Raw genomic sequence first — 21,909 nt, 5'->3', positions numbered from 1 at the left:
ACATGGCGTCAAAGTCCCCCTCGGTCGGCCGTCCGGCCGCCAGCTCCCCCAGAGGGGGAGCAATTAAGGTGGCCGCCGCCTTCGCCGCGCTGGCGCTCGCCGCCTGCGCGCAGCAGGCCCCGGCCCTGCCGACCGCGCCGCTGCCCGCCGGTCCGGCCATCGCCATCGCCGCGACGCCGGTCCCGCTCAACCCGGCGGACCCCGCCCAGGACCGCATCGGCGACTTCCACTACGCCGGCGGCCTGGTGCTGTCCTCGGCCAACACCGCCCGCTTCCACGGGCTCTCGGACATGGCCGTGCGCAATGGCGTCGACCTGACCGCGGTCAGCGACGAGGGTGACATCGTCAAGGCGCGCCTCGTGCTCGACAAGGCCGGCCGCCTGGTCGGACTGACCGACGGCCGGGTCAGCGCTCTGACCGGCCTCGACGGCAAGCCGCTGCAGGGCAAGCTTGAGTCCGACTCTGAGGGCATGGCCCTGCTCGCCAACGGCGACATGCTGATCAGCTTCGAGCAGCGCCATCGCATCTGGCTCTACCCGGCCGACGGCTCCCCGCCGCGCGAGGCGCCCGCCCCCGACGCGACCTTCCCCGCCAACGGCGGCATGGAGGCGCTCGGCCCCGATCCCGCCAACGGCCCCGACGCCTATGTCGCCGGCGGCGAGGAAAGCGGCCAGACCTGGACCTGCAAGCTCTCGGGCGGCTGCACGCCCGGCCCGGTCATCGCCAAGCCGGTCGAGTTCGGCCTAGTGGCCGTCACCCGCCTGCCCCAGGACCGCACCGCCTGGCTGCTGCGCGCCTGGGACCCGGTGCGCGGCAACCGCATCGCCCTCAGCATCCACGACGCCGGCGGCGAGATCGCCCGCATGGACATGGCCCGGCCGCTGACCATCGACAATTTCGAGGCCATCGCCGCGGTCCCGGCCAAGGACGGCGCGGTGCGCTTCTACATCCTGTCGGACGACAACTTCCAAAGCAGCCAGCGCACCCTGCTGCTGGCCTTCGACTGGAAGCCGGCGCGCTAGCCGAGCGGCGGCTTTCTGGAAGCCCGCGGCCGAAACCTGCCGCTAGAGGGCCTATCGGCAGGCCAGAGCGGCCTATGGGCAGGTTGATGGCCCGAAAAACCGTCCTATCGGCAGGATCGCCCTAGCCCTCTGCCGGTAGCCAGACGAACCCGTCGCCGTGCGTCTTCACCCGGCCCAGGCCCGGATAGGGGAAGTGCACCGCATAGAGCTGCAGGTCCTGGTCGGCGGCCATCTTGAGCAGCGCCCGGCGGCTGGCCGGCGCGCTCGTCGAGCCGCCGTCGTACTCCAGGGTCCAGTCGGGCTTGGCGACCGAGATCACGAAGTGATGCATCGCATCGCCGATATAGAGCAGCCGCTGGTCGCCCGAGGCGATCTCGTAGGCGCTGTGGCCGGGCGTGTGCCCCCTGACCTCGACCGCCGTCACCAGACCGGGCAGGATCTCCGCGTCCGGCGCGAACGGCGCGACCTTCGGCGCGATCGCCTTCACCAGCGCCGCCTGGCCCGCATCGGCCTGCATCGCCGCCCATTCGGGCGCGGAGACATGGATCGCCGCATTGGGGAACGCCAGGCCCCCGCCCGCATCGGTCAGGCCGCCGACATGGTCGGCGTGGCTGTGCGAGATGAAGATGTCCGTGACCTGGGCGGGCTCGACGCCGGCCGCCCGCATCGAGGCGAGCAGCTGGCCGCCCTCCGCGAAGCCGACCCGCGCCGCGCCAGCGTCGAACAGCATGACGCGTCCCTCGCCGCGGACCAGCAGGGGCTGGATGCTGAGATCGAGCGAGTCGCGGCCCGCGCCCTTGAGCACGGCGGCCACTTCGGCCGGCGGGCGGCCGATCCCGAAAGTCTTGCCGTCGTTGGCGACCTTGATCGTCCCGTCCAGCAGCGCGTCGGCCCGCAACTCGCCGATCCTGAAGCTGTAGGGGGCCTGGGCGACTGCGGCGGGCTCGGGCGGTGCGGCGCGCTCGGTCTTCGGCGAGCAGGCCGCGAGCGCGGCGAGCGCGGTCAGGGTCAGGGCGACGTTGCGAAGGCTCATGGCCGGAGCTCCCTGTCGGACCTCGCCGAATATGGGCCCTTCGGACAACGGCCGAAACGAAAAAGGCCGCCCCGGAGGGCGGCCCTTTGAACTCTGGAGAGAGCTCGTAGACTTAGGCGGCGGCTTGGCTGGCCAGCTTGGCCTTCAGCTGGCGCTTGATCTTCAGAGCGCGCGGCGACAGTTGCTCGTCACGGGCGCCGGCAAGGAACACGTCCAGGCCGCCCTTGAAGTCCAGGGTGCGCAGCGCGGCGTTGGTCACGCGCAGACGGAACGATTGGCCCAGCGCGTCCGACTGGAGCGTGGCGGGCGACAGGGCCGGCAGGAAGCGGCGCTTCGTCTTGATGTTCGAGTGGCTGACGTTGTGGCCGACCATGGGACCGACACCGGTGAGTTCGCAACGACGCGACATGGCTTTATGACCTACGCGAGAAAGGGATGGACGGCGGGCGAACCCGCGCCAAGGAGCGGGCGATATAGTCGAAGGGTCCCGGCGGCGTCAAGGCGGAGCCGACATTTGCCTGCTCCAAACCGCCAGAAAAGCGACTCCCGCCGCTGACGAGGGGCGAGCCGCGTTGTGGTCCAATGACCTTGAGGTACAATAGCTTGTAGGGAACAAAAACTGAATCGGCCCGAGTCGCTGATTCGGTCACCCTTCGTTTCGCCGGTGTTCCCCGCGCCCCGCTAATCCCAGAACGCCGTTCTCCAAGAATGACAAAAGCCCCGCACGCGGACGCGCGGGGCTTTCGATTCTGCGGTGCTGTCTGCCTGTTAGGACAGAACCACCAGCACGACGCGGCGGTTGGCCATGCGGCCTTCGCGGGTGGTGTTCGACGCGACCGGCTCATCCTCGCCATAGGCGATGGTGGCGATGCGGTTCAGAGCCACGCCCTGCTTGTTCAGGTAGCGGCGAACCGTCTCGGCGCGGTCCTGGGCCAAGCGCATGTTGCCTTCCGGCGAACCGGTGGCGTCCGTGTGACCTTGGACTTCGACGTAGACGTTCTTGTTCTCGCCCTTCAGCTGCTCGGCGAAGGCCGACAGACGCGACTCGGCTTCCGGCGACAGCGTCGACTTGCCGAGCGGGAACTTCAGCGCATCGTCCGACATCACCACCGAGTACATGAACTTGCCCTCGGCCAGCTTGCCGGCCGCGGTGGCGCGATCCAGGGCTTCACGCGAGGTGCGGTCCAGTTCGCCCAGGCGGGTCTCGTGGTTGGCGACCTTGCCGTCGACAACGGCGACCTGCTCATTGACGAACTTCTTGGTGGCGCAGCCGCCGAGCCCGAGCGTCCCGATGGCGAGCGCGCTCAAAACCACCGCGCGAGTTTTTGTACCGATCATCTTCTTACGACCTCTCCCGTCGCCTTTTCCTAAGTCTGGATGCTTTCGAACCCCCCTGATGAGCCAAGGGTTTCCCCGCATGAAACGGGCAGACTTCGGCGTCCGTAACGGTCGTGGTGGCGCATGGTTGCCAATCGGTTGCGGCGACGTTCCGTCGCACCCTGGCCAAATGGCCAGGGCTCCGCGCCCTCCGGGTCCTACCGGAGACGGGTCTTAGGACCGCGAAATCCCAAGCCTGCTTTGGGTTGGCGCGCCCGCGCCCGGCCCGCGAAAAAATCGTCGCCTGTTCGGGAACCCGCGCCACGCCGGAACCTTAGGCAGTGAAGGCCGCCCGGAGCGCCACGGGATTGCGGAACCCGTGTCGATACACTAATAACTGACCGGTCAGTTATTAAAGGCGAGACAGATGCTTCCCGCCGGACAGCCGAAGTTCAAGCGCCGCAAAGCCGACCGACCTGACGAGATCGTCGCCGCGGCGATGGAGATCTTCGCCGAGAAGGGCTTCGCCGCCGCGCGGCTGGACGACATCGCCGCCCGCGCCGGGGTCTCCAAGGGGGCGCTCTACCTCTACTTCGCGACCAAGGAAGACATCTTCCGGGCCGTGATCGAACATGGCGTCGCCCCCAACCTGGGCCGCATCCAGGCGGCGCTGGCCGAGCACCACGCCTCGTTCCCCGACCTGCTGCGCGCCGTCGTGGCGATCGTTTCCGGCATCGCCGCGGACTCGCCGGTCGGCGGGATCATGAAGATGGTGATCGGGGAATCGAGGAACTTTCCGGAACTCGCCCGCGCCTGGCGCGAGCGGCTGGTCGAACCGGCGCTCGGCGCGATGAGCGGCGCCATCGCCGCCGCTCAGGCCCGTGGCGAACTGCGGGCCGGCGATCCGCGCCACTACGCGATCTCGCTGGTCTCGCCGATGCTGCTCGGGGTGATCTGGCGCGAGACCTTCGTCCCCGTCGGCGCCGAGCCGCTCGACATCCCGACCCTGGCGCAGCAGCACGTGGAGCTCTGGCTCCGCGGCATGCGTCCCGAGACAGGAGCCGCCGCATGAGGCAACGCCTTCTGGTCGTCGGCCTGCTGCTGGTCGCCGCCGTGCTGGTCGCGGTGCTGTGGGTCTTCCCGCGCCTGCACCGCTCGCCGGTGCTGTCGGGCTATGTCGAGGGCGAGGCGCTTTACATGGCCTCCCCCGTCGCCGGCCGCGTCGATCAGATGCTGGTCCAGCGCGGCGATCAGGTGGTGGCCGGCCAGAAGCTGTTCGTCGTCGATCCCTCGCAACTGCAGGGCGCGCGCGACCAGGCCAGCGCCGAGGTCTCCGCCGCCCAGGCCCAGGCCGCCGACGCCCGCAAGGGTCAGCGCCCTGTGGAACTGGCGGTGTTCGACGCCAATGTCGCCGCCGCCGAAGCGACCCTGCGCGACGCCGAGGCCACCCTGCGCCGGGTGCGGCCGCTCGCCGAGAAGGGCTTCTACGCCAAGGCCCAGCTGGACGACGCCCAGGCCTCCCGCGACGCCGCCGCCGCCCAGGTCGCCGCCGCCCGCAAGCAGCGCCAGGCCGCCGCGCTCGGCGCCCGTGAAGACCAGATCCGCGCCGCCGACAGCCGCGTGGCCCAGGCCGACGCCGCCCTGACCGCCGCCCAGGCCCGGCTGACCGACATCGCCCCCCTCGCCCCCGGCGCGGCGCGGGTCGAGGACGTCTTCTTCCAGACCGGCGAGTGGGCCGCCGCGAACCAGCCGATCCTGGCCCTGCTGCCGGACGAGCGCATCAAGGTCCGCTTCTTCGTGCCCCAGGCCGACGTCTCGACCTACAAGGTCGGCTCAGTGGTCAAGTTCGCCTGCGACGGCTGCGCGTCCGGTCTCACCGCCAAGGTCAGCTACATCAGCCCCCGGCCCGAATTCACCCCGCCGGTGATCTACAGCCGCGAGGCCCGCGACCGCATGGTGTTCCTGGTCGAGGCGGTTCCTTCGGCCCGACTCAATCCCGGCCAGCCCGTAGACGTCACGCCGCTGGAGCGCGCCAAGTGAGCCTGGCCATCGACGTCCGCGGGCTCAACAAGAGCTTCGGCGACAAGCACGTCGTCCAGGACGTCTCGCTGCAGGTCGAAGAAGGCAAGATCTGCGGCTTCCTGGGGCCCAACGGCTCGGGCAAGACCACCACCCTGCGGATGCTCTGCGGGCTGCTGACCCCCGACAGCGGCGAAGGCACGGCGCTGGGCCTCGACATCATCACCCAGGCCAACCTGATCAAGCGCCGCGCCGGCTACATGACCCAGAGGTTCTCGCTCTACGAGGACCTGACCATCGAGGAGAACCTGCAGTTCTCCGCCCGCATCCACAGCCTCAACCGCCGCAAGGACAGGGTCGACCAGGCGCTGGAACGGCTGGGCCTGATCGAGCGCCGCGCCCAGCTCGCCGGCTCGCTGTCGGGCGGCTGGAAGCAGCGCCTGGCCCTGGCCACCGCTACCCTGCACGAACCCAAGCTGCTGCTGCTCGACGAGCCCACCGCCGGCGTCGATCCCAAGGCGCGGCGCACCTTCTGGGACGAGATCCACGCCCTCTCGGCCGAGGGCCTGACCGTGCTGGTCTCCACCCACTACATGGACGAAGCCGAGCGCTGTCACGAGATCGCCTACATCAGCTACGGCCGGCTGATCGCCCGCGGCACGGCGCAGCAGGTGATCGAGAGCACCCACCTGGTGACCTTCAACGGCGACGGGCCGGGCGTCGACCGCCTGTCGGTGGAGATCGGCAAGCTGCCCGGCGTCGACATGGCCGCCCCATTCGGCCAGTCGCTGCACGTCTCGGGAACCGACCGCGCCGCGCTCGAGGCCGCCCTCGCGCCCTACCGCCGCGCGCCGTTCAAGTGGACCCAGGTCGAGCCGAGCCTCGAAGACGTCTTCATCCGGCTGATGGAAACGTCGGAGGACAACTTCAAATGAACGGCTTCTCGATGACCCGCGTGCTGGCGGTGATGATCAAGGAGTTCAAGCAGCTCACCCGCGACCGGCTGACCTACGCGATGATGTTGGCCATCCCGGTCGTCCAGCTGCTGCTGTTCGGCTACGCGATCAATTCCGAGCCGCGGCACCTGCCGACCGCTTTGCTGGTGCAGGAAGACAGCGTCTTCGCCCGCTCGATCACCGCGGCGCTGAAGAACAGCGCCTATTTCGACCTCGTCGCCCAGGCCCGCACCCCGACCGAGCTGGACGAGATGGTCCGGCGCGGCGAGGTGCAGTTCGCGATCACCATTCCCGGCGACTTCACCCGCCGCGTCGCCCGCGGCGATCAGGCCCAGATCCTGGTCGACGTCGACGCCACCGATCCGTCGGCGACCGGCGCGGCGGTCGCCGCCCTCGCCGCCCTGCCGCAGCAGGCCCTGGTCAACGACCTGAAGGGCGCCCTCGCCGCCCGCGGCCAGGCCGCGCCGCCGTTCGAGGTGATCGTCCACCGCCGCTACAATCCCGAGGCCATCACCGCCTACAACATCGTCCCGGGTCTGCTGGGGATCATCCTGTCGATGACCCTGGTGATGATGACCGCGCTGTCGGTCACCCGCGAGGCCGAGCGCGGCACCATGGAGAGCCTGCTGGCCACGCCCGTCGAGCCGATCGAGGTGATGGCCGGCAAGCTCGCGCCCTATGTCTTCGTCGGCCTGGTGCAGACCGCGATCATCCTGCTGCTGGCGCGGTTCCTGTTCGACGTGCCGATGATGGGCGGGTGGCTGGGCCTGTCGCTCGGGGTGGCCCTGTTCATCGTCGGTTCGCTGGCCCTCGGCTTCCTGATGTCCACCGTCGCCAGGACCCAGCTGCAGGCCATGCAGATGAGCATGTTCTACATCCTGCCCTCGATCCTGCTCTCGGGGTTCATGTTCCCGTTCCGCGGCATGCCGGCCTGGGCCCAGGCGATCGGCGAGGTGGTGCCCGTCACCCACTTCCTGCGGGTGGTGCGCGGGGCGCTGCTGAAGGGCCAGGGGATCGAGGACATGTGGCGCGAACTGCTGGCCCTGACCGCCTTCGTCTGCGTGGTCACCGCCCTGGCCATGGCCCGCTACCGCCGCACCCTGGATTGATCTCCCGGACGCGGCGCCAGATTAGCGCGAATTAACGGGAGCCCCCGCCTGCGGCGGTGTAACTGCATTTGCAAAGTTACAGTTACGGGGGGATCCCATGCATAACCGTCGCCAGCTCCTGGCGAGCGCCGCCGCGTTCGGCGCCGCCGCCGCCGCGCCGAAACTCGCCCTCGCCGCCGCGCCGACCGGCGAAGCGGCCAAGATGTACGCCTTCTTCGACCAGGCGATGGCCCGGACCTTCCGCCGCTCGCCGGAGGTGCCGACCTCGCTCGGCATCGACAAGGGCGACCTGGCCTGGACCAAGTCCGAGCTGTCCGACTACTCGCTGACCGCCCTGGCCGAGAACAAGGCCAACACCACCCGCGACCTCAAGGACCTGCGCAGCCTCGACCGCAAGCAGCTCAAGGGCATGGACGCGGTCAGCTACGACACCGTCGAGTTCGTGCTGGCCGTGCAGGACGAAGCCAACCGACGCTTCCAGTACGGCGGCCAGGGGGTGAACTCGCCCTATGTCATCTCGCAGCTGACCGGCGCCTACCAGCAGATGCCGGACTTCCTCGACACCCAGCACAGCATCGAGGCCAAGGACGACGCCGACGCCTATGTCGCGCGGATGGAGGCCTTCGGCCGCCTGCTCGACCAGGAAGCCGACGTCGTCCGCCATGACGTGGCCCTGGGCGTCACGCCGCCGGACTTCGTGCTCGACAAGGCGATCACCCAGCTCAAGGCGTTCCTGGCCTATGAGCCGGAGAAGGCCCCGCTGGTCGCCAGCCTGGTGCGCCGGACCAAGGAGAAGAACATCGAGGGCGACTGGGCCGGCCAGGCCGAGGGCCTCTACGCCGACAAGGTCCGCCCGGCCCTCGCCCGCCAGCTGGCCCTGCTGGAGGGTCTGCGCCCGAAGGCCGTGCACGACGCTGGCTGCTGGCGCCTGCCGGACGGCGACGAGTACTATCGCCTCGGCCTGCGCAACTACACGACCTCGAACATCACCCCGGACGAGGTGCACAAGACCGGCCTCGACCTGGTCGCCAGCCTGGGCGCCGAAGCCGACGCCCTGATGAAGAAGGCCGGCTACACCAAGGGCAGCGTCGGCGAGCGCTACCGCGCGATGGCGCAGGATCCCAAGCAGGTCTACCCGAACACCGACGCCGGCAAGGAAGAGCTGCTGGCCAAGCTCAACGAGCAGGTGAAGATCATCGAGGGCAAGCTGCCGCAGTGGTTCGGCCAACTGCCCAAGGCGCCGCTGGAAATCCGCCGCGTGCCTCCGGCCACCGAGGCCGGCGCCCCGGGCGGCTACTACTTCTCGCCCAGCCTCGATGGCGCGCGCCCGGGCATCTACTGGATCAACCTGCGCGACACCGCCGAGGTCCCGGCCTGGACCCTGCCGACCCTGACCTATCACGAGGGTCTTCCGGGCCACCATCTGCAGCTGGCGCTCAACAACGAGGCCGGCGACCTGCCGCTGATCCGCAAGGTCATCGGCTTCTCGGGCTACAGCGAAGGCTGGGCGCTCTACGCCGAGCAGTTGGCGGTCGAGATGGGCATGTATGACAACGACGTGCTCGGCCACATCGGCATGATCCACGACGCCATGTTCCGCGCGGTCCGCCTGGTGGTCGACTCGGGCATGCACCACAAGCGCTGGAGCCGCGAGCAGGCGGTGAAGTATTTCGTCGACAACATCGGCGACGCCGAGGCCAGCGCCATCACCGAGGTCGAGCGCTACTGCGTCTGGCCGGGCCAGGCCTGCAGCTACATGGTCGGCAAGATCACCTGGATGGACGCGCGCGCCCGGGCCAAGAAGGCGCTGGGCCGCAAGTTCGACATCCGCAAGTTCCACGACGCGGGCCTGCTCGCGGGCGGAACCCCGCTGACGGTCCTCGACCAGGTCATCGACAACTACATCGCCGCGGCGAAGTAGGCGTTCAATTCCTCCCCCGGTGGGGGAGGTGGATCGATGCGCCGCATCGAGACGGAGGGGGCTTGCTGAGTCAGCAGTCCCCCTCAGTCGGCCATTCGGCCGACAGCTCCCCCAGAGGGGGAGCAACTTAGGCGCACTCCCCGCCAAGCCCCGCTTGCCGCGCGGTGATTCCCGCCCCACCTTCAGTTCATGAGCGCGCGTCTGTCGGACTTCGGCCCGCCCAAGTTGGTGGCGGTGCTCGGACCGACCAATACCGGCAAGACCCACCTGGCCGTCGAGCGGATGCTCGGCCATGCCAGCGGCATGATCGGCCTGCCTTTGCGGCTACTGGCGCGCGAGATCTACGACCGTATCGTCAAGCTGCGCGGCCCGTCCTGCGTCGCCCTGATCACCGGCGAGGAGAAGATCGTCCCGGCCCGCGCGCAGTATTTCGTCTGCACGGTCGAGGCGATGCCGCTGAGCCGCCAGGTCGAGTTCCTGGCCGTCGATGAGATCCAGCTCTGCGCCGACCCCGAGCGCGGGCACATCTTCACCCACCGCCTGCTGCACGCCCGCGGCCGGTTCGAGACCATGTTCATGGGCGCCGGGACCATGGCGCCGCTGATCCGCCGGCTGCTGCCCGACGCCGAGATCGTCACCCGCGAGCGGTTCTCGCGCCTGACCTATTCCGGTCCCAAGAAGCTGACCCGCCTGCCGCGCCGCTCGGCCGTCGTCGCGTTCTCGGCCGACCAGGTCTATGCGATCGCCGAGCTGATCCGCCGCCAGCGCGGCGGCGCGGCGGTGGTCATGGGCTCGCTGAGCCCCCGCACCCGCAACGCCCAGGTCGCGCTCTACCAGTCCGGCGAGGTCGACTTCCTGGTCGCCACCGACGCCATCGGCATGGGCCTGAACATGGACGTCGACCACGTGGCCTTCGCGGGCCTTCGCAAGTTCGACGGCAAGCGCACCCGCTTCCTGCACCCGCCGGAGGTCGGCCAGATCGCCGGCCGCGCCGGCCGCTTCACCCGCGACGGCACCTTCGGCGTCACCGGCGAGTGCGAGGACATGGACGCCGACCTGATCGAGGCGGTCGAGCAGCACCACTTCGAAGCCGTGACCGCCGCCGAATGGCGCAACGCGGCCCTCGACTTCTCCTCGCTCGCGACCCTGCAGCGCTCGCTCTCGGCGCCGCCGGCCCAGCCGGGCCTGAAGCTGTCGGCCGAGGCGCTGGACGAAAAGACCCTGCGCGCCCTGGCCGACGAGCCGGAGGTGATCGACCGCACCCTGCGCGACCGCTCCGCCATGACCCGGCTGTGGGACGTCTGCCAGACGCCCGACTTCCGCAAGACGTCGGGCGAGGAGCACATCCGGCTGGTGCGCGAGTTCTTCGGCTGGCTGACCAGCCGCGACCGCAAGGTCCCCGAGGACTGGATCGCTGGCCAGTACAAGCACCTCGACCGCACCGACGGCGAGATCGACACCCTGGCGGCCCGGCTCGCCAGCGTCCGCACCCTGGCCTATGTCGCCAACCGACCCGACTGGCTGGCCGATCCCGGCGGCTGGCAGGGCAAGACCCGGCTGCTCGAGGACCGGCTCTCCGACACCCTGCACGAGAAGCTGATGGCGCGGTTCGTCGACCGCCGCACCAGCGTGCTGATGCGCGCCCTGCACGTGCGCGGCGACGTGCTGGCCGGCGTCGCCGCCGACGGCGCGGTGACGATCGAGGGCCAATATGTGGGCAAGCTGAGCGGCGTCGCCTTCGAGCCGGCGCATGGCTCCTCGATGATCGAGGAAAAGGCCCTGCGCGCCGCCGCCGTCGCCGCCGTCTCGCCCGAGATCGCCAAGCGGCTTGGCCAGCTGTCGGCCGAACCGGACGACGCCTTCTCCTTCACCCCCGACGGCGTCGTGCTGTGGCGCGGCGAGGCGACGGCGGCCTTCGCCGGCGGCACGCCGTTCGCGCCGCGCGTGCGGCTCTATGGCGAGCTTGGCCCGGCCCAGGCCCGCGAACGCGCCGCGCGGCGCCTGGAAGCTTTCCTGGCCGCAGAAGCCGCCCGCCGGTTAGCGCCGCTGCGCAGGCTCGAGGGCGCCGTCGCCACCGGCAAGGTCAAGGGCCTGGCCCGCGGGCTCGCCTATCGGCTGATCGAGGGCGGCGGGGTGCTGGATCGCGATCTGGTGCGGGCCGACGCCAAGGCGCTGAGCCAGGTCGAGCGACGCACCCTGAAGTCGCTGGGCGTGCGGCTGGGGGCCTTCAGTCTCTACCTGCCGGCGCTGCTGCGGCCGCAGGCCCTGGCCTTCGCCCAGGGCTTCGTGCCGCGCGAGGGTCGCCCCGCCGCCGGACGCCTCGAAGGCCCGGTTCCCGAGCCACGGATCCTCGCCGCCTTCGGCCTGCGTGCGGTCGGCCGCCACGCCGTCCCGGTCGAAACCCTGGAGCGACTGGACGCCCTGCTCCGCGCCGCGCCCAAGGCCGGCCTGCTGTCCGACCAGGCCCGCGAAGAACTCGGCTGGAGCCAGGACGACGCCCGCGAGATCATGCGCGCCCTGGCCTTCGCGCCGACCACCAGGCCCAAGGACGGCGAGCCGCTGGTCTGGCGCCGTCGCGGCGAGAAGCCCAAGCCGCAGGTCGCCGCCCCGCCGCCCGTCAACTCGCCCTTCGCCGCCCTCGCCGCGCTCAAGGAGGCGCCGCCGCCCGCCCGCCGGCCGCGCCGACGTCGCAAGCCCAAGACGGCGCGGAGCCAGGCGTCGTGAGCGAGGACGCTTGCCGGGCCGACGTGTGGCTGTGGCGCGCGCGGTTCTTCAAGACCCGCTCGATGGCCGCCAAGTTCCTCGATGACGGCAAGGTGCGGCTGACCCGCGGCGGGTCCGAGACCCGCATCGACAAGTGCGCGCGGCCGGTGAAGATCGGCGACAGGCTGGTCTTCGCGCTCGGCGGCCGGCTGATCGCCGTCGAAGTCGCCGCCCTGGGCGAGCGCCGCGGACCGGCCGAGGAGGCCCGCACGCTCTACGCCCCGATGGACGCCGGCTAGCCCGCGCCGTACATGGACGCCATGGCTTGGACCCGGCGCTACGACGACCCCGAACCCCAACGCGTCAACAAGTGGCTGGCGCAGAGCGGCGTCTGCTCGCGGCGCGAGGCCGAGGGCCTGATCGCCCAGGGCCTGGTGTTCATCGACGGCGAGCGCGTGGACGACGCCGGCCGCAAGATCCTGCAGGGCCAGACCCTGGTGCTGAACGACAGCGCCCAGGAACAACTGAACAGCAGCCTCTCGATCGTGCTGCACAAGCCGATCGGCATCGTCTCTTCGCTGCCGCAGGACGACCAGATCGAGGCCGTCACCCTGCTGACCCGGGATGCGTTGTGGGGCGGCGAGGCGACGGTGCCCACCGCCGCCAACAACCTGGCCCCGCTCGGCCGGCTGGACCGCGAGTCGCGCGGCCTGCTGGTGCTGTCCGAGGACGGCGTGCTGGCCAAGGCCCTGATCGGGCCGGAGTCCGAGATGGACAAGGAGTACAACGTGCTCCTGACCGGGGTGATCACGCCCCAGAAGATCGCCCTGCTGCGCCACGGGCTGGAGCTCGACGGCCGCAAGCTGCGCCCGGCCAAGGTCACCCAGGTGACCGAGCAGAAGCTCAACATCGTCCTGAAGGAAGGCCGCAACCGCCAGATCCGCCGGATGGCCGAACTGGTCGAACTGCGCGTCGTCGACCTGATGCGCGTGCGCGTCGGCCCGCTGAAGATCGGCGACCTGCCCGAAGGCAAGTGGCGGCCGCTGAGCGCCGAGGAACGCGCGGCGCTGATCACCGCCTCAAAGGGCTAGCCCCGGCCGGGCGCCCGGCCTAGCGTGGCCGTATGCAACGCTTGGTCACGCTTTCCGCCCTTCTGCTCGCCACCGCCGCCCACGCCGCACCCAAGCAGGAGACGCTGAGCGTCGCCGGTCTGGCCCAGCCGGCCGAGATCCGCATCGACCGCTGGGGCATCGCCCACATCTACGCGGCCGACACCCGCGACGCCTTCTTCCTGCAGGGCTACAACGTCGCCCGCGACCGGCTCTGGCAGGTGGACCTGTGGCGCAAGCGCGGCCTGGGCCTGCTGGCCAAGGACTTCGGCCCCGACTACGTCGCGCAGGACCGCGCCGCGCGCCTCTTCCTCTATCGCGGCGACATGGCCCGCGAGTGGAACGCCTACGGCGCCGGAGCCAAGGACAATACCGAAGCCTTCGTCGCCGGCCTCAACGCCTATGTCGACGAGATCGCCGCCGGCAAGCGGCCGCTGCCCCAGGAGTTCCAAGTGGCCGGGACCAAGCCCGACCGCTGGAGCGCCGACGACGTGGTGCGCATCCGCAGCCATGGCCTGACCCGCAACGTCCCCAACGAGGTCGGCCGCGCCCGCATCGCCTGCGCGGCCGGGATCGATGCGGCCAAGCTCTACAGGCACATCGAACCGCAATGGACGCCTAAGCTGCCCGCCGGCCTCGATCCCTGTGACGTCACGGAGGCGGTGCTCGGCGACTACGAACTGGCCACCCGCGGCGTGCGCTTCACCGGCTCGCAGGCCAAGCTCGCCATGCTGGAGATCCCGCCCGAGGCGATCGGCTCGAACAACTGGACCGTGGCCGGCAGCCGCACCGCCACCGGCCGGCCGATCCTGGCCAACGACCCGCACCGCGAGCACAGCACCCCGTCGCTGCGCTACATCGTGCACATGGAAGCGCCTGGCTTCTCGGTGATCGGCGCCGGCGAGCCGGCCCTGCCCGGCGTCTCCATCGGCCACAACGGCACGGTCGCCTTCGGCCTGACCATCTTCCCGGCCGACCAGGAGGATCTCTACGTCTACGAGACGAAGGCCGGCGCGCCGCTGAACTACCGCTACGGCGACGGCTGGGCGCAGATGACCACCGTCACCGAGACCATCGAGGTCAAGGGCGAGGCCCCCCGCAAGGTCGAGCTGCACTTCACCCGCCATGGCCCGGTGGTCTACGCCGACGCCGCCAAATCGCGCGCCTTCGCGGTGCGCAGCGTCTGGGCCGAGCCGGGCACCTCGGCCTATTTCGGCTCGATGGGCTACATGACCGCCAAGGACTGGCCGAGCTTCCGCGAGGCGCTGTCGGACTGGGGCGCGCCGTCCGAGAACCAGGTCTTCGCCGACACCAAGGGCGACATCGGCTGGGTCGCGGCCGGCAAGGTGCCGCGGCGCGCCAACTGGGACGGCCTGACGCCGGTCCCGGGCGACGGCCGCTACGAGTGGACCGGCTTCCTGAAGCTCGACGAACTGCCCAGCACCCACAACCCGGCCTCCGGCTGGTTCGCCTCGGCCAACCAGCTGAACCTGCCGGCCGACTATCCCTACGCCGAGCGCAAAGTCGGGTTCGAATGGTCGAACGCCGCGCGCATGCAGCGGATCGAGGAGGTGCTGGCCGCCAAGGACAAGCTGACCCTGGCCGACGCCATGGCGCTGCAGACCGATCCGACCGACGTCACCGCGCGGCGGATGAACGCCCTGCTGGCCGGCGTGAAGACGAGCGATCCGAAGCTCGCCGCCGCCATCGCCCTGCTGGCCGGATGGGACCAGAAGACCAGCGCCGACAGCGCCGCCGCGGCGCTCTACGAGGTCTGGATCACCAAGCACCTGGGCAAGGCGACCGTCGCCCGCGCCGTGCCGCAGCCGGCCCGCGCGGCTGTCGGCAACGGCGACATCGCTGCAGTCATGGCCCTGCTCGAAGCCCCGGACGCCAGCCTCGGGCCCGATCCGGCCGCGGCCCGCGACGCCATCCTCTCGCAGAGCCTGCTGGCCGCCTATGACGAGGTCGCCGGCCAGCTCGGCCCCGATCCGAAGATCTGGGCCTGGGGCAAGCTGCACCAGGCGCGCTTCGATCATGCGCTGACGCCCAAGGTCCCGGCCGCCGACCGCGAAGCCTGGTCCAGCGGGACCGCGCCGATGGCCGGCACCGCGCTCTCGCCTCTGGCGGCGACCTGGCGGCCGAACGACTACCGCGTCGTCGCGGGCGCGTCGTTCCGCATGGTTCTGGACGTCGGCGCCTGGGACAACAGCATGGCGATCAACACCCCCGGCCAGTCCGGAGACCCGGCCAGCCCGCACTTCCGCGATCTGTTTCCGTTGTGGGCGAAGGGACAGTACGTGCCGCTTAGTTATTCGCGGCAGGCGGTCGAGGCGGCGACGGAAACAGTGCTCCGCTTGCAGCCCTCCGGCGCGGCTAATGCCCCTTCCAGATAACTTGCGGGCCCCAGGCATTGACTTTGGGGCCCCAGGGCCGGAAAAACCGCCGCCCGATTAGACCGGCCGGAGCTGTACCCCGCGATGACCTACATCGTCATGGATCCTTGCATCAAATGTAAGTTCATGGACTGCGTGGAGGTGTGTCCGGTCGACTGCTTCTATGAAGGCGAGAACTTCCTGGTCATCAATCCGGACGAGTGCATCGACTGCGGCGTCTGCGAGCCGGAATGCCCGGTGGACGCCATCAAGCCGGACACCGAGGACGACTCCGACTCCAAGTGGTTGAAGATCAACACCGACTACGCCAAGGTCTGGCCGAACATCACGGTGAAGGGCGAACCGCCCGCTGACCGCGAGGAGTTCGAACGCGAGACCGGCAAGTTCGAAAAGTACTTCAGCGAAAAGCCCGGCCGCGGCTCGTAAGGCTCCGCCCCGGGGGCAAGCCTTTCTTTCGGCTGATTTTTATGCTACCTTCCGCGCTGATGTGACGGTTGCGATCAAACGCGCCGCATCAATTTCTGCAGAAGAGCCGTCCCCGGCCAGTGTACGCCGCTAAAAGGCGAAGGGTGTCCTAGAGGTCTATTCCGTTCCTACAGGGGTAAGCCACCGCGCAGTTTTGCGGATGGTGTCCTTTGGCCTTGGTGGAACCGATTAACGCCTCTTAACGGGTACGGACGAGTCGAAAGGACTTGAGCGAATGAGCAAGAGCGGTCTGGAATTCTCCGTCGGCGATCACGTCGTCTACCCGGCTCATGGCGTGGGCCAGGTACAGGGGATCGAAACCCAGGAAGTCGCCGGCTATTCTCTCGAAGTTTACGTCATCACCTTCGACCACGAGAAGATGACCCTCCGTGTTCCGACCGCGAAGGCCCGCACCGCCGGCCTGCGTTCGCTGGCCGAAGGCAACGTCGTCAGCCAGGCGCTGACCACCCTGAAGGGCCGCGCCCGCGTGAAGCGCACCATGTGGTCGCGCCGCGCCCAGGAATACGAAGCCAAGATCAACTCGGGCGACCTGATCTCGATCGCCGAAGTGGTCCGCGACCTGCACCGCGCCGAAAACCAGCCGGAGCAGTCGTACTCGGAACGCCAGCTCTATGAATCGGCGCTGGACCGCATGGCCCGCGAAGTCGCCGCGATCGAGCGCATCGACCGCGAAGAGGCCATCACCATCCTCAACAAGAGCCTGGTGAAGGCGGTGGCGGCCTAAAGCCGCCCCAACCGATTGCACGTTCGGAACGCCCGGCCGCAAGGTCGGGCGTTTTCGCATCCAGAGTTCCGCATGCCCGCGCCGATCACCTTCAGCGACCTGCTGTCCCGTCCCCGCGCCGCCGCCGACATACGCATCGCCTATGGCGAGGCTCCGCTGCAGTTCGGCGACCTCTGGCTGCCGCAGGGCGCCGGCCCCCACCGGCTGGTGGTGATGATCCACGGCGGCTGCTGGCGCGCCGACCTGCCGGGGCTGGAGCTGATGGACTACGCCTGCGCCGACCTGCGTGCGCACGGCGTCGCGGTGTGGAACGTCGAGTACCGCCGCATCGGCCACGACGGCGGCGGCTTTCCCGGCACCTTCGTCGACGTCGGCGCGGCGCTCGACCACCTGCGCCAGCTCGCCGGGCCGCACGCGCTGGACCTCTCGCGCACGGTCTTCAGCGGCCACTCGGCCGGCGGTCACCTGGCGGTCTGGGCGCTGGGCCGCCGCCGCCTGCCCCCCGCCAGCCCGCTCTACGTCGCCGATCCCCTGCCCGCGCGCGGCGCGGTCCCGCTGGCCGGGATCATCGACCTGGCCGCCTATCACGCCCGCGGTCCCGACGAGTGCGGCGGCCCGGGCGTCATCGACGCCCTGGTCGGAGCCGGCGCGCGCGACGACGTCTACGCCGACACCTCCCCGCCCCGGCTGCTGCCGCTGGGCGCCCCGCAGACGGTGATCTCGGGTGCCCTGGACCACATCGTGCCGAGCATCTTCGGCGCCGAGTATGGCCGCGCCGCGGCCGCGGCGGGCGACGCCGTGCAGGTGATCGACTTCGCAGACGCCGGCCACTTCGAGCTGATCGATCCGACCTCGCAGGCGTGGCCGACGATCCGCGCCGAACTGCTGGCGCGGCTCGGCTAGACCCGCGCGAAGATCGGACCCCAGAGGATCTGGTAGCGCGTGCGGTCGACCCGCCGCCGCGGCCGCAGCTGATAGATCCCAGGCGGCAGCGGCTCGGTCCCCTCGATCCGCGCCCAGGCGGCGTCCTCGTCCAGCGGGTTGGCCAGAGCATAGCTGTCGAACGCCGGCAAGGCCTGCCGCAGGGCGTTGGCGAGCTCGGCCTCCTGTTCCAGCTTGAACGGCAGCGGCGCGCCCAGCGCCCCGTCCGGCCGTGCATAGAGCCCCACCGCATAGGTCCGCTGTCCCCGCGCGACGACACCGAACCCGGCCTGGGCGTAGCGCGGCCGCAGCAGGTTCGACCAGTGCGAGGGACTGCGCCGCCAGATGCCCATCAGGTCGTCGGCGTCGGCGGTCTGCGCCGCTCGGCGGTAGGCGATGTTCTCGCTGGCCGACCCGATCATCCGCCGCGCCAGCAGTCCTACCCTGTGGCTGGGATCGAACCCCTCGGGCGACAGGTGCTCGACATAGCCGCGGGCGGCGAGATCGGCGGCATGCCCGCGCGCGACCTTGGCCAGCTCGGGATTCCAGGCCAGGGCCGGCGCGCCGCTCGCCGCGCGGGCCGCATTGGTCAGGGAGAGCAGCTGGCGCTCGCTCGCACCCTGGAACGCGCCGCCGCCGGCGTCGGCCGCCCGGGCGCGCAACCGCGCCTCGTAGGCCAGCCAGACGTCCTCCGTCACGCCGGGGATCACACGGGCCGCGACCGGCGTGGCGAGCAGCCCGGCCAGACCGGCGAGCAGCAGGCGGCGCGACGGCGTGACGGACGCGATACGGGATGGGGCGCGTGGCTGCATCCTGGTTCCCGTCGGGCCGAACCTGGCCCGTCAAGCTACGCTAGGCGAGGGCCGCGAACGCCCGCACCACCGGCAAGAGCTGATCATGATTGACCGGCTTGCTCAGCAGCGGAGTGTCCGGATAGCCGTCGCTCGGCAGAACTCCATAGCCCGTTGCGAAGACGAACGGCACCCCGCGCGCGCGCAGCGCCTCGGCCAGCGGGAACACCGTCTCGCCGCCGCCGAGATTGACGTCCAGCACGGCTCCATCCGGCGGTGTCTCCTGGCGCGACAGCCAGGCCAGGGCCGGCGCCAGCGCCCCGAAGGCCGCGGCGACTTCGCAGCCCAGGTCCGTCAGCAGGTCCTGCATCATCATCGAGACCAGCGGCTCGTCCTCGACCAGCACCACCCGCGGCGTCATGCGAGCGCCATCCGCGCCGAGAGCGGCGCGCGCAGCCGGAACTGCACGCCTTCCGGGTCGAACACGATCTGCGCCTCGCCGCCGAGTTCCTGGGCCATGCCCTGTTCGATCAGCCGCGAACCGAACCCACGCCTGCTCGGGGCGTCGACCTTCGGGCCGCCGCGCTCGATCCAGCGGAACTCCAGCGCGCCGGGCGCCTCGCGCTGGTCGATCTCCCAGCTCACATCGAGCCGGCCGCCCTCGACGCTGAGCGCCCCGTACTTGGTCGCGTTCACCGCCAGCTCGTGAACCGTCATGTGCAGCGCCACGGCCGTCTCGGGGGTCAGACCGACCTGCGGTCCCGACACCGCCAGCCGCAGTCCGCCGACCCCGCAGAACGGGGTCAGCGCCTGGCCCACCACGTCGGCGAGGCCCGCCCGCCCCCAGTCTCCGCGGGTCAGCAGTTCGTGCGCCCGTGACAACGCCTCGATCCGGCCGCTGAACGCTTCGACGAAGTGCGCCGGCGAGGCCGAGCGCCGCAGCGTCTGGTCGGCGATCGACTGCACGGCGGCCAAGGTGTTCTTGCAGCGGTGATCGAGCTCGCGGACCAGCAGCTTGCGCCGCTCCAGCGTCTCCTCCAGCGAGGCGTAGGCCTGGACGTTGGCCAGGGCGGTGGCCGTGGCGCGGGCGATGACCTGCAGCAGGGTGACCTCCGCCTCGGTCGGCTCGCGCGGCTGGCTCCAGTAGGCGCCGATGGCGGCGATGGCGTCGCCTGGACGCACCGGCGTCATCACCAGGCTGCGCACGAAGGTCGGGCGATAGGCGTCTTGCGGGATCCGCGGATCGACATGGATGTCCGGGATCACGGCGGTGCGGCCGTTCAGCATCGCCCAGCCGGATATGCAGGCGCTCATCGGAAAGCGCCGACCTTTCCAGAGCGGGGCGACGGCGTCCTCGTCCAGGTAGACGCACTCTTCGCCGTCGCGCAGCACGAAGGTCACCCCGTCGGCGCCCGACAGGGCGCGTGCGCGGGTTCGCACGATGTCGGCGATCTGCGCGACCGAGCGCGCGCCGGACAGCGCCTCGATCACCTCGACGAGGGCGAAGACCGGGTCCTTCGGGTCACCGCCCGACATCCCCATCTGAGCGGCCGCCTCCAACATGGCGTGCTCCCCTGGCGCTACAACTACTAGCCCTAGGTTGAATCCTGCCCCATCGGCGCCACCTGACGCAAGTCAATCGCGGGTTGATCGCGATTTGAATTCGCCGTTTCAGTCGGCTTCGGCGTGGGCGGGGACCGGCGGGGCGGCGGCATGGTTGGGACCGCGCTCGAGTTCACGAGCCAGGGTTTCGCGGTCGAGATCGCCCTCCCAGCGGGCGATGACCAGGGTGGCCACGCCGTTGCCGACCAGGTTGGTCAGGGCTCGGCACTCGCTCATGAACCGGTCGACGCCGACCAGGATCGCCAGCGAGGCGATCGGGATCTGCGGCGCCACCGCCAGGGTCGCGGCCAGCGTGATGACCCCCGCGCCGGTCACGCCGCTGGCGCCCTTCGAGGTCAGCATCGCCACACCCAGCAGGGTCAGCTCCTGGGTCAGGGTCAGGTCGATGTTGGTCGCCTGGGCCAGGAACAGGGTGGCCAGGGTCATGTAGATGTTGGTGCCGTCGAGATTGAACGAGTAGCCGGTCGGGATCACCAAGCCGGTCGTCGTCTTGCCCGCGCCCAGGCGCTGCATCTTGTCCATCATCTGCGGCAGCACCGACTCCGACGACGAGGTGCCCAGCACGATCAGCAGCTCCTCGCGGATGTAGCGCAGGAACTTGAAGATCGAGAAGCCGGCGGCCAGTGCGATCAGGCCCAGCACCACCAGCACGAACAGCAGCGATGTCGCATAGAAGGTCGCCACCAGCGCGCCGAGCTTCAGCAGCGCCGCCAGCCCGTACTTGCCGATGGTGAAGCCCATGGCGCCGAACGCGCCGATCGGCGCCAGTTTCACGATCACCTGGATGATCGAGAAGAACACCTTGGAGACGTCCTCGAGCACGCCGGCGACCTTGTCGCCGAACGCCCCCAGCCGCGAGCAGGCGAAGCCGGTGATGATCGCGATGACCAGCACCTGCAGCAGCGCCCCGTCGGCGAAAGCGCCGAAGAAGGCGTCGGGGATCAGGCTGAGGATGTAGTCGGGCAGGCTGTCGCCGTGCTCGGCCTTCTCGACATAGCCGGCGGCGATGCTGGGATCGAGGGTGCTCGGGTCGATGTTGAACCCCTGCCCCGGCTTGACCAGGTTGCCGACCACCAGGCCGATGACCAGCGCCAGGGTCGAGACCACCTCGAAATAGATCAGCGTCTTGGCGCCAAGCCGGCCGAACGCCTTGATGTCGCTCATCCGGGCGATGCCGGCGACGATGGTGCAGAAGATGACCGGCGCGACGGCCATCTTGATCAACTTGATGAAGCCGTCGCCGAGCGGTTTCAGCGCGATGCCGACGTCAGGCCATATCGCGCCCACCGCGATGCCCAGCGCGATCGCGACGAGAACCTGCACGTAGAGCAGGCGAAACACCTTCAAGAACCCCATACGCCCCTCTATCGCAGCCATTCCCACCGGAACAGCCTTGCGCTATCACCCCCACCGGTCGGCCCGGTAGCTCAGCAGGATAGAGCAGCGCTTTCCTAAAGCGAAGGTCGGGGGTTCGAGTCCCTCCCGGGCCGCCAGATGCTGGGGCGTCGTCGCTGTGCGGGCACCTTTCCCAGGTCTGCTTTCCACGCAGAGGCGAACTTGGCGGAGTCCGCATTGCGGAACGACCTGTCGCCGGGGCGGCTGCAGAATTGTCAGGCAAAATGCCACTTAAAATAGTCAACTTGGTCGATGCCATATTATGCGTTAGTTCACGTTTACGCTAGGACAGTCTCCCCGCGCCGCGCTCCCAGTGGAGGCGTGCGTAGGCCCGCCACTTCCCCCCAGGCCGGCCGCCAGTGGGTGCAGTCATGTCGCGTTCGT

The 21,909-nt window shown here is 69.8% G+C and carries 20 protein-coding genes and 1 tRNA gene; 14 read left to right on the top strand and 7 right to left on the bottom strand.

Going from position 1 to position 21,909, the window contains the following annotated elements:
* Positions 1–68: 68 nt before the first annotated feature.
* The gene (locus tag ACSQ2H_RS04500; protein WP_436060259.1) at positions 69–1,022 is read left to right on the top strand and encodes an esterase-like activity of phytase family protein; all 954 of its coding nucleotides are present in this window, start codon (positions 69–71) and stop codon (positions 1,020–1,022) included.
* 121 nt (positions 1,023–1,143) lie between these two features.
* On the opposite strand, the gene ACSQ2H_RS04495 is transcribed toward ACSQ2H_RS04500, so the two are convergent.
* The 3 genes from ACSQ2H_RS04495 to ACSQ2H_RS04485 all read right to left on the bottom strand — a co-directional run bounded on the left by ACSQ2H_RS04495 (position 1,144) and on the right by ACSQ2H_RS04485 (position 3,393).
* Entirely contained in the window at positions 1,144–2,055 is a 912-nt protein-coding gene (locus ACSQ2H_RS04495) for an MBL fold metallo-hydrolase (RefSeq protein ID WP_436060258.1), read from the bottom strand.
* A 112-nt stretch (positions 2,056–2,167) separates the two neighbouring features.
* Positions 2,168–2,464: a 50S ribosomal protein L28 gene (gene rpmB / locus ACSQ2H_RS04490; RefSeq protein WP_436060257.1), complete on the bottom strand. Its 297-nt coding sequence runs from the start codon at positions 2,462–2,464 to the stop codon at positions 2,168–2,170.
* A 359-nt stretch (positions 2,465–2,823) separates the two neighbouring features.
* The gene (locus ACSQ2H_RS04485; protein WP_436060256.1) at positions 2,824–3,393 is read right to left on the bottom strand and encodes an OmpA family protein; all 570 of its coding nucleotides are present in this window, start codon (positions 3,391–3,393) and stop codon (positions 2,824–2,826) included.
* 406 nt (positions 3,394–3,799) lie between these two features.
* Between ACSQ2H_RS04485 and ACSQ2H_RS04480 the strand changes: the two genes are divergently transcribed.
* The 12 genes from ACSQ2H_RS04480 to ACSQ2H_RS04425 all read left to right on the top strand — a co-directional run bounded on the left by ACSQ2H_RS04480 (position 3,800) and on the right by ACSQ2H_RS04425 (position 17,698).
* Entirely contained in the window at positions 3,800–4,444 is a 645-nt protein-coding gene (locus ACSQ2H_RS04480) for a TetR/AcrR family transcriptional regulator (protein WP_436060255.1), read from the top strand.
* Positions 4,441–5,412 carry an HlyD family secretion protein gene (locus tag ACSQ2H_RS04475; RefSeq protein WP_436060254.1) on the top strand — a complete coding sequence of 324 codons (972 nt, stop codon included), beginning with the start codon at positions 4,441–4,443 and terminating at the stop codon, positions 5,410–5,412. Before ACSQ2H_RS04480 ends, ACSQ2H_RS04475 begins: the two co-directional genes overlap by 4 nt.
* Positions 5,409–6,326 carry an ABC transporter ATP-binding protein gene (locus ACSQ2H_RS04470; RefSeq protein ID WP_436060253.1) on the top strand — a complete coding sequence of 306 codons (918 nt, stop codon included), beginning with the start codon at positions 5,409–5,411 and terminating at the stop codon, positions 6,324–6,326. The genes ACSQ2H_RS04475 and ACSQ2H_RS04470 overlap by 4 nt, the downstream gene beginning before the upstream one ends.
* On the top strand, positions 6,323–7,456 hold the full coding sequence (locus ACSQ2H_RS04465; protein ID WP_436060252.1) for an ABC transporter permease: 1,134 nt from the start codon (positions 6,323–6,325) through the stop codon (positions 7,454–7,456). Before ACSQ2H_RS04470 ends, ACSQ2H_RS04465 begins: the two co-directional genes overlap by 4 nt.
* A gap of 97 nt (positions 7,457–7,553) precedes the next feature.
* The gene (locus tag ACSQ2H_RS04460; RefSeq protein WP_436060251.1) at positions 7,554–9,377 is read left to right on the top strand and encodes a DUF885 domain-containing protein; all 1,824 of its coding nucleotides are present in this window, start codon (positions 7,554–7,556) and stop codon (positions 9,375–9,377) included.
* Positions 9,378–9,566: 189 nt separating this feature from the next.
* Positions 9,567–12,101, top strand: a complete 2,535-nt coding sequence (locus ACSQ2H_RS04455) for a helicase-related protein (protein WP_436060250.1) — start codon at positions 9,567–9,569, stop codon at positions 12,099–12,101.
* A complete protein-coding gene (locus tag ACSQ2H_RS04450; protein ID WP_436060249.1) occupies positions 12,098–12,379 on the top strand; it encodes an RNA-binding S4 domain-containing protein in 282 nt (93 codons plus the stop codon). Before ACSQ2H_RS04455 ends, ACSQ2H_RS04450 begins: the two co-directional genes overlap by 4 nt.
* A gap of 21 nt (positions 12,380–12,400) precedes the next feature.
* The gene (locus ACSQ2H_RS04445) at positions 12,401–13,171 is read left to right on the top strand and encodes a pseudouridine synthase (RefSeq protein WP_436060248.1); all 771 of its coding nucleotides are present in this window, start codon (positions 12,401–12,403) and stop codon (positions 13,169–13,171) included.
* Positions 13,172–13,203: 32 nt separating this feature from the next.
* Positions 13,204–15,585, top strand: coding sequence for a penicillin acylase family protein (locus ACSQ2H_RS04440; RefSeq protein WP_436060247.1), 2,382 nt, complete (start codon positions 13,204–13,206; stop codon positions 15,583–15,585).
* 84 nt (positions 15,586–15,669) lie between these two features.
* On the top strand, positions 15,670–16,011 hold the full coding sequence (gene fdxA, locus ACSQ2H_RS04435; RefSeq protein WP_056023631.1) for a ferredoxin FdxA: 342 nt from the start codon (positions 15,670–15,672) through the stop codon (positions 16,009–16,011).
* Between the two features lie 274 nt (positions 16,012–16,285).
* Positions 16,286–16,795: a CarD family transcriptional regulator gene (locus tag ACSQ2H_RS04430; RefSeq protein WP_293407673.1), complete on the top strand. Its 510-nt coding sequence runs from the start codon at positions 16,286–16,288 to the stop codon at positions 16,793–16,795.
* Between the two features lie 72 nt (positions 16,796–16,867).
* Positions 16,868–17,698 carry an alpha/beta hydrolase family protein gene (locus ACSQ2H_RS04425; RefSeq protein WP_436060246.1) on the top strand — a complete coding sequence of 277 codons (831 nt, stop codon included), beginning with the start codon at positions 16,868–16,870 and terminating at the stop codon, positions 17,696–17,698.
* Here ACSQ2H_RS04425 and ACSQ2H_RS04420 read toward each other — a convergent pair.
* From ACSQ2H_RS04420 to dctA, 4 genes are all read right to left on the bottom strand, one after another.
* Positions 17,695–18,528 (bottom strand): CAP domain-containing protein, encoded by an 834-nt coding sequence (locus ACSQ2H_RS04420; protein WP_436060245.1) that lies wholly within the window; start codon positions 18,526–18,528, stop codon positions 17,695–17,697. The two genes, ACSQ2H_RS04425 and ACSQ2H_RS04420, sit on opposite strands and share 4 nt — an antisense overlap.
* Before the next feature lie 40 nt (positions 18,529–18,568).
* Positions 18,569–18,928, bottom strand: coding sequence for a response regulator (locus ACSQ2H_RS04415; protein WP_436060244.1), 360 nt, complete (start codon positions 18,926–18,928; stop codon positions 18,569–18,571).
* Positions 18,925–20,070 (bottom strand): sensor histidine kinase, encoded by a 1,146-nt coding sequence (locus ACSQ2H_RS04410; protein ID WP_436060243.1) that lies wholly within the window; start codon positions 20,068–20,070, stop codon positions 18,925–18,927. Before ACSQ2H_RS04410 ends, ACSQ2H_RS04415 begins: the two co-directional genes overlap by 4 nt.
* Before the next feature lie 108 nt (positions 20,071–20,178).
* Entirely contained in the window at positions 20,179–21,486 is a 1,308-nt protein-coding gene (gene dctA, locus ACSQ2H_RS04405; protein WP_436060242.1) for a C4-dicarboxylate transporter DctA, read from the bottom strand.
* Between the two features lie 60 nt (positions 21,487–21,546).
* Here dctA and ACSQ2H_RS04400 point away from each other — a divergent pair.
* Positions 21,547–21,623, top strand: a tRNA-Arg gene (locus ACSQ2H_RS04400).
* Positions 21,624–21,909 lie beyond the last annotated feature (286 nt).

It is taken from the genome of Phenylobacterium sp. LjRoot97 (assembly GCF_964254345.1).
Taxonomy (GTDB): Bacteria; Pseudomonadota; Alphaproteobacteria; order Caulobacterales; family Caulobacteraceae; genus Phenylobacterium.
The sequence above is the reverse complement of the archived record's forward strand: the minus strand, read 5'-3'. Positions and strand labels throughout refer to the sequence as shown.